The sequence below is a fragment of the Embleya sp. NPDC025285 genome, from assembly GCF_055558835.1.
This window is the reverse complement of sequence record NZ_JBVHLU010000221.1, coordinates 1-6,108: the sequence shown is the minus strand read 5'-3', so window position 1 is coordinate 6,108 and position 6,108 is coordinate 1. Positions and strand designations below refer to the sequence as shown.

Genomic DNA, 6,108 nt, shown 5'->3' with positions numbered 1-6,108 from the left:
TTTCCCCCTCCAGGTCTTTTTTCGGTGCGTTAGGCGTCCCCACCCCCCCCCCCCCCCCCCCCCCCCCCGGCACCGCTCCGCGCGACCGCGGAGCGGTCGCGGCCACTGCACATCCCCCGGCCGCGCGGGCGGCCGGGGGTCGCTGCGTACCGCGCTCGGGGAAGCCGTCCGGCGCGCTATCGTGGGGGCATCGCGGCCCGCTCCTTGGAGTGGTTCGTGGTTCGGAAAGATCGGCGGCCCTCGGCCTCGCCAGCTCGGCTCTCCTTGTGGGGGCGCTCGTCGTAGAAGACGAGGGGAGCCGCCGATCGAACCATCTAGGCGGCCGGATCGGCCTCCACGATCTCCTCCTCGGCGTTCTCCGCCGGGGCTTTTTCGTCGCCGGGGTCCCGGCCTTCGTTGCCGTCCTCGAACGCGGCTTCCTCCGTGGTGGGTTCCGCCTCGTCCCGCGCCCGGTCGTCCGGCGCGCTCGACTCCTCGGCGGCCGGGGAGTCCTGCTCGCCGCTCTGCTTCGCCATCCGCTTCTTCGCCTCGGCGGTCTCCTCTCGACGGGCCCGCACGTGCTCGACCACTTCCTCCTCCACCTCGGCCAGGGTGTATCCCTGGTCGGCCAGGAAGGTCAGCCAGTCCGCGACGTCGTCACCGGGGCCGTCCCATGCGCGGTCGTGCATGACCACCGATTCCTTCGCCGCCGCGACGTGGGCCAGCAGGATGTTCCCGCGTCGTGCCTTGCCTTGGCGCTCGATCAGCGCGCGGAACGGCCGGGCGAGACGGTTGTACGTGGCGGTGCCGGCGTTGGGGTCGGGAACGCCCAGGAAGCGGGCGACGGTGTCGGTCTCGTGCTGTCCGACGAAGCGGCTGTACTCGTACGAGGTGCCGGTGATCATGTCGAGGACGTACGCCCACATCTCGTCGCTCATCGCCTTCTTGCGGGCGATCATCTCGATGACGAACCGTTCGCGGACCACGCGGGCGGCCTTCCACGCCTTGTTGTGGGCGATCACGTGGCGCCGCTGCTCGGCCTTGTCGATGCCGCCGCCCCGGGCCTGGTCCGTGTCCTTGGCCGGTCGGTGGCCGTTCTTGCGCCACGCCATGCACAGCGCGACGGGTTCGATGGTGTCGGGATCGAGGTAGACGGCGTGCCCGGGGCAGTCGGTGGCGTGCCGCTCGGCAACGAGGGCCTTGCCGAGCCCGCTGCGCAGGTCGCTCAGCAGTCGCTCCGCGCCGTCCCAGTGCCACCTGCGCGCCACCACGGTCACCTTCGCGGCCTTGAGTTCGGCCAGCACCCGTTCGCGCTTCTCCTCGTCCGCCTGCCGGCTGCGGATGCGTTCGAGCGCGTGCGCCCAGTGCCCGCGCCGGCCCTTGCCCTCGTTCCGGTCCTGCCACTTGGCGTGCTTGAGCACGCGCAGGGTGTCCGGGCCGCCGCCCAGGTCCGCGAGATCCGCCAACTCGATCATGTCGAACTCGTCCTGCGCGGCATCGTTGAGCGCCTGGTCGGACAGGGTCGCGGCCTTGACGGCGGCGCCGACCTGCTTGGGCTTGAGGCCCAGGGCCTTGCCGAGTCGGCGGCGCTGGGCGGCGGGCGCCTCCAACAGGGAGAGTTGCCGCACGGCCTCGACGTCGTCGCGGGCGGTGGCCTGTTCCCGCTGCTTGTTCTCGATCATGCTGACCGTGATCGCGTCCGCGTCGGACAGACCTTCGCGCACCAGAGCCGGAATGGGCATCACCGGCCGGTCCGCGTCGACGGCCTTGGACGCCGCCAACAGGGCGGCGAGCCAGCGCCGTTGACCCGCGAGGACGCCGTACCGCGCTGCGCCGTCCGCGTCCGCCGGGAGCGGGCGGACGGTGATCGGGGTCTGCACGCCGAGCACTTCCGCGCTCGCGATCAGGTCCGCGTCGGGTTGGACCGCGATCGGCGGATCCTGCTTCCCGATCAGCTTCTCCACGGTGGCGACGAAGGCGGCGTCCACCCTGTTCGGGTCGCCCTTGCGGTGGTTGCGCGGGTCCACGACGATCACGCGCGGGTCCAGGTAGAGCAGGCGGCCGATGTCGTGGCGGTCGTCCGGCGCGGGGACCGTGGCGGTCTCCTCGGGCTCGACGACAGCGGTCGTGGTGTCGGACATGTGGGGTTCTCCTCGGATTTCGTGGTTCGGTGTGCCGCGCGGGGGCCGACCCGCGCGGCACGGGTGGGACGCGTGGTCCCGGTTGCGGTGTGGTCGGGCACCGGGGCCCGGGGTGGTGTTACAGCAGGAAGCGGTCGAACGCCTCGGAGGAGCCGTCGCAGTGCCCGTGCACGTCGCGGGCATGGCCGCACGCGAGGCCCTTGCAGAATCCCCAGGGGTCGAGTTCGTGGCCGCATCCGACACACCGGCCGCCCGCATAGCGGCAACCGCACAGGTTGATCGTGGCGACGGGCAAAACCTTCAGGCGCGTGGCGAGTCCGTGCGGGTCCTCGAACGCGATCTCCTCGAAGGTGCGTTGCACGCCGAGCGGGTGCACGGTCCCCCACGGGTAGCGGCGCTCGTCGGCGCCCAGGCTCACGGTGATCTCGGCGACCCGACCCCAGATCGGGCAGTGCTGCGGCTCGCCCGCGTGGTAGGTGATCCCGGCGTGCTCGAAGGTGCGTTGCGTTTCCGTGTCCTGCGTCATCGCGCTCTCCTGAATGGTTTCGCGGTTCGATCGCCACCCGAGGGGCCACCTTCGGGCGACGTGGGAACGGGGCTCGTGGACCTCGCCCCGGGTACGGCGCGCGGTCGCGGGACGGGCGCGGGAGCCGACCGACGCGGCGTCGCGGCTCGATGCCGCCGACGTCGCGCCCCGGCGCCCGCGCCGGCCACACCGCCCCGGGGCGGTTCCCGGGCGGCGGGGGCGCCGCCCGGGAACCGGGGGATCAGGACTCGCCGGGGAGCGTCATCGTGATCACGGGCTCGCCCTCGTCGCCGGGGCCGATCTCGGCGATCAGCCGGACCTGTCGCGCCTTCACGCCGCGCCCCTCGCGCGGGACCCGGTACAACTCCACGTCGACCCGCCGGCCGCCGATGCGGCGCATGGCGAGCGCGCTCATGTACAGCACGTCCCACAGGCGCCCGGTCTCGTCCTGGACGGTGTTCTTGCGGTCGTTGTCCGCGTTGGTCCAGGCCACGCAGTCCGCGTACGCGGCGGCGGTGAGCGCCACCGGGAAGCGGATGCCGGCCTGCCGGGTCAGCGCCGGGTCGGCGAGCACCAGGACGCCGTCCTCGATCGCCTGCGCCCGGCTGTAGGTGTCGATCACCGGGCCGAAGGGGTGGGCGGCGGTGGTGTTCTCGTTCGTCGTCACGGTCTCTCCTCGTGTTCTTCGTGGTTCGGCGCCGCCCTCGGGTGCCATCCCTTGGCGACATGAACAACAATACCAGTGATGATCAGTCGCGATGGTCGGGATTCACCGGTTCGGCCCTGCGTCGGGGCGGGTTCACCCGGTCGGGGCAACCGCGTGCCGCGCGCACACCGCGAGGAGTTCGCGGGCCACTTCGGGCCCGATGCCGTACGCCTCGAAGTCCAGACTCCGGGCGTCGCCCTGGGCGCGGATCCGGACGCCGGCGAACGCGGGCAGCGACGCGAACAGCGCCAGACGCGACGCGGTCACCGTGCGCTCGCGTTCGAGCGCGGGAAGCACCCGGCGCAGGGACGCGGCGACCTCGGCGCGTACCCGCGCGCGTCCGGCCTCCATCTCGCGCCGTTCGCGGACGACCCGCATGGCCGCGAGGTAACCGGGCATCAGACGGCGCTGCACCTCCTTGGCCACGGCGGCGACGGGGCGGTGTGCGGCGACCGTGATCCAGATCGGGACATGGTCGCCGGCGTCCGGGGGATAGCACCCGCTGATGCCCACACGCGGGGCCTTCGTGGTGCCCGTGTCGTACAGGATCAGGGCGAGATCCTCGGGGCCGTCCATCCTGACCGCCCACACCCGCGCGGGGTCGTCCTCGACCTCCCATCCGTCCCAGTGGCCGGCCAGTGCTTCGGCCATGGCCCGATACGGCATCGGCTTCTCTCCTCGCCTCGGTGGTGCCGGTCCGCGCGTTCGCCGGACCGGGTCGCCGGCCCCGGGCGCGGGGCCCGGGGCCGGGGGGGTCTAGAACAGTGCGCCGCCGCCGGCCGGGCAGCGGCTGTAGACCTGGTCGGAGTGCACGTCGTCGTCTCCGCCCACGCCGAACAGTCCGGGCTGACTGGCACGCGGCTTCTCGTGGATCCGGTCGGCGGTCATCGTCCGCCAGTCGGGGCGGCGGGCGTCGATCGCCGCGTCGGTGGGCTCGGGCTCGGGCGTGGTCCGGGGTGTGGTCGCGTCGGTCATGTCGTCGTCTCCGTGGGGGTGGGGTCGTCGGCGCGGAAGCGGGCAAGCACCGCGCGGTAACGGGGGATCAGGTCGCGGGCGACCGTGCGTCCGATGGCCTCGGGCCCGCGATCGACGCGTACGCCGATCGGGCCGCATCGTGGCCCCGGGGGCGGCACGGATCCGCACACGTGCAGGCGGGCGCCGCCCCGATGGCGGTGGACGGACAGGCTCAGGCGCATTCCGTCGGGACCGGTGAGGAACACGTGGCCCAACTCCGGGCGGTAGGGCCTGTCGGAAACCTGCCACCCGGCTCCCAGGAAACGGGCCAGCGCTGCGGCGTGCGGACGCGGATCGGCGGTGATCAACGAGTTCTCCTCGATGCTCGCGGTCCGCGTCGGGCGGCGGGCCGGCCGCCGCCCGACCTCGGAGTCACAGTCGGGTGGCGCGCTGGAGAACCGCCTCCGCCAAACGGGATTCGACGAACCAGTGCTCGCGTACGGCGTCCACGAAATCCGAGTAGAGGGCGCACGCCTGGGTCACGGTGCGCCGGGCGGTCTGCATCTCCGCCTCGGACGTGGCCTCTTCGGCCAGTCGCCGCCCCTGGAACGCCCGCGTGGCGACCTCGTTCAACATGTTCTTGAGAGCGGTGGTCGGCGCGGCTGCCGTCGTGGGGAGATGGCGCATGAGGTCCGACGCGATCGCCGACACCTCGTCACGGGCGGTCGACAGGGCCCGGAGGTCCAACCGACACGCCGCCAATTCGCCGCCGGACTGCGCGGCACAGGTCAGACACACGGTGCCCACCGGCCGCATGTCCGCCGAGGGTGCTCCACCGGCGCTCGGCGTCGCGACGACGGGGACGACGACGTGAGAATTCATATGTCCGCTCCAAGAGTTCGGGTTCGATGTCCACCGGGGGGCCAACCCCTTTCGACATGAACAACAATACCAATGACATATGTCATGCGTGGGTGTGTTTCACCCGTTCGCCAGGGCCGATCCGGGGTTCACCCGGTCGGGCCCCGGAACGCCACGCGCGGGGATCGGGACGGCACGCCCCGGGGTGGGTGCCTCCGCCCCGGGGCGTCGGGGTCATCCGGCCGGCTCGTACCGGGCCAGCACCGCAAGGATTTGCGCCGCGAGCGCGGGCGGCAGGAACCGGAGTTCCAGGCGCGCGGAGTTGGGCCCGCCGTAGATCCGGGCATGCGTGCCGGCGACGTGCGCGGTCATGTCGTAGTCCGTGCCCGGCTTGTGTGGTCCGCGCAGTGCGGGCAGCGCCGCGAGCAACAGATCGCGGGTCCTCTCGCACGCGGCGGCGTCGCGTTCGCGCTGCGCCAGCTCGGCGGTCACGCGGTCGAACGCCTCCACGTAGGCGGGCCAAAGGCGGCGTCGAACGTCGCCGTGCACGGCCCGGTCCGGGCGGTCGGCGGCGACGGTGATGGACGGCTGGGGCACGTACCGGTCACCGGGGCAGAGCCCTTGGATCTCCACCCGGCGGTGTCGGGCGGCCGTGAGCTTGAGCCCGTGTCCTCCGGGGCCCAGGATGCGTCCTTCGTACTCGGCGTCGGGGTCGAGGTGCCAACCCTCGCCCATGCAGGCGGCCAATCCGGCGGTCATCTCGCGTACGCGGGCGTCCATCTCCCGGGTATAGGTCATCGTCTTCTCTCCCGAAATTCGTGGTTCGGTGGGGGGGGGGGGGGGGGGGGGGGGGGAGGAAAAAAGGGAGGGGGGGGGGGGGAGGGGGGGGGGGGGGGGGGGGGGGGGGGGGGGGGGGGGGGGGGGGGGGGGGGGGGGAAAAA

General features: G+C 72.6%; 8 protein-coding genes. All 8 read right to left on the bottom strand.

What is annotated here, in order from left to right:
- Positions 1-314: 314 nt before the first annotated feature.
- Positions 315-2,120 carry a ParB/RepB/Spo0J family partition protein gene (locus ACZ4FV_RS51455; RefSeq protein ID WP_465328314.1) on the bottom strand — a complete coding sequence of 602 codons (1,806 nt, stop codon included), beginning with the start codon at positions 2,118-2,120 and terminating at the stop codon, positions 315-317.
- Positions 2,121-2,238: 118 nt separating this feature from the next.
- Positions 2,239-2,646: a hypothetical protein gene (locus tag ACZ4FV_RS51450; RefSeq protein WP_465328312.1), complete on the bottom strand. Its 408-nt coding sequence runs from the start codon at positions 2,644-2,646 to the stop codon at positions 2,239-2,241.
- Positions 2,647-2,887: 241 nt separating this feature from the next.
- Positions 2,888-3,313, bottom strand: a complete 426-nt coding sequence (locus tag ACZ4FV_RS51445; protein WP_465328310.1) for a DUF6573 family protein — start codon at positions 3,311-3,313, stop codon at positions 2,888-2,890.
- A 132-nt stretch (positions 3,314-3,445) separates the two neighbouring features.
- On the bottom strand, positions 3,446-4,018 hold the full coding sequence (locus ACZ4FV_RS51440; RefSeq protein ID WP_465328309.1) for a hypothetical protein: 573 nt from the start codon (positions 4,016-4,018) through the stop codon (positions 3,446-3,448).
- Between the two features lie 90 nt (positions 4,019-4,108).
- Positions 4,109-4,327: a hypothetical protein gene (locus ACZ4FV_RS51435; protein WP_465328307.1), complete on the bottom strand. Its 219-nt coding sequence runs from the start codon at positions 4,325-4,327 to the stop codon at positions 4,109-4,111.
- Entirely contained in the window at positions 4,324-4,674 is a 351-nt protein-coding gene (locus ACZ4FV_RS51430; protein ID WP_465328305.1) for a hypothetical protein, read from the bottom strand. Before ACZ4FV_RS51430 ends, ACZ4FV_RS51435 begins: the two co-directional genes overlap by 4 nt.
- Positions 4,675-4,738: 64 nt before the next feature.
- On the bottom strand, positions 4,739-5,188 hold the full coding sequence (locus ACZ4FV_RS51425) for a hypothetical protein (protein WP_465328304.1): 450 nt from the start codon (positions 5,186-5,188) through the stop codon (positions 4,739-4,741).
- Between the two features lie 213 nt (positions 5,189-5,401).
- Positions 5,402-5,965 carry a hypothetical protein gene (locus ACZ4FV_RS51420; protein WP_465328302.1) on the bottom strand — a complete coding sequence of 188 codons (564 nt, stop codon included), beginning with the start codon at positions 5,963-5,965 and terminating at the stop codon, positions 5,402-5,404.
- Between the last annotated feature and the right edge of the window lie 143 nt (positions 5,966-6,108).

What these genes read in the sequence shown, in the direction of transcription:
- ACZ4FV_RS51455 (WP_465328314.1), bottom strand. Translation starts at nt 2,120, where the DNA reads ATGTCCGACACCACGACCGCTGTCGTCGAGCCCGAGGAGACCGCCACG.
- ACZ4FV_RS51450 (WP_465328312.1), bottom strand. Translation starts at nt 2,646, where the DNA reads ATGACGCAGGACACGGAAACGCAACGCACCTTCGAGCACGCCGGGATC.
- ACZ4FV_RS51440 (WP_465328309.1), bottom strand. Translation starts at nt 4,018, where the DNA reads ATGCCGTATCGGGCCATGGCCGAAGCACTGGCCGGCCACTGGGACGGA.
- ACZ4FV_RS51435 (WP_465328307.1), bottom strand. Translation starts at nt 4,327, where the DNA reads ATGACCGACGCGACCACACCCCGGACCACGCCCGAGCCCGAGCCCACC.
- ACZ4FV_RS51425 (WP_465328304.1), bottom strand. Translation starts at nt 5,188, where the DNA reads ATGAATTCTCACGTCGTCGTCCCCGTCGTCGCGACGCCGAGCGCCGGT.
- ACZ4FV_RS51420 (WP_465328302.1), bottom strand. Translation starts at nt 5,965, where the DNA reads ATGACCTATACCCGGGAGATGGACGCCCGCGTACGCGAGATGACCGCC.